This window comes from Carnobacterium sp., assembly GCF_032094055.1.
Lineage (GTDB): Bacteria > Bacillota > Bacilli > Lactobacillales > Carnobacteriaceae > Carnobacterium_A.
Genome location: NZ_DAMDAK010000078.1, coordinates 1,600 through 2,089 on the forward strand (window position 1 = coordinate 1,600; position 490 = coordinate 2,089).

The window sequence follows — 490 nt, forward strand, 5'->3', positions numbered from 1 at the left end:
CCAAATGAAGCTAATCGACTTCCACTATTCAAGATCAACATTTCTGTTACCCAGGTCACGACCCAGACGCTGATTGCCATAAGACCGCTGCTGAAAATCAGCTTTAATCCAAAGCCCTTTTTTCTAATACTTTGTTGAAGCTCAGCAGGCAGCCCTAGCCAGATAACGAATAAAATAACCATTAAAGCAAGGACTGTTGCGATACTGGCTCCCATTGTGCCCATTCGTTCGACTAACCACTGATTGGCCAGCCACTTAGTCAACATCCCGCTAAGCAAGGCACCTAGTGTCAGGTAATGCTGATTGCGGCTTTGCAAAATGGCGTTATAGGCTCCAATTAAAGAAGCCAAGAGAACGGCTGCAGTATAAACATTTAAGACACCTGTTCCGGAACGGTCTCCAAATAACACCTGATTAAGGTACGGCATTAAAACAATCAATCCCGTTGTAGCGGCTAATGCAAAAGTCAATGTAATGCGGATCAATGAAT

1 protein-coding gene is annotated in these 490 nt (G+C 44.1%); it reads right to left on the bottom strand.

The genetic code is table 11. The features are described 5' to 3' along the window. On the bottom strand, nt 1-490 hold a 490-nt coding region (locus RT405_RS10790), incomplete at both ends, for a polysaccharide biosynthesis C-terminal domain-containing protein (protein ID WP_313469643.1).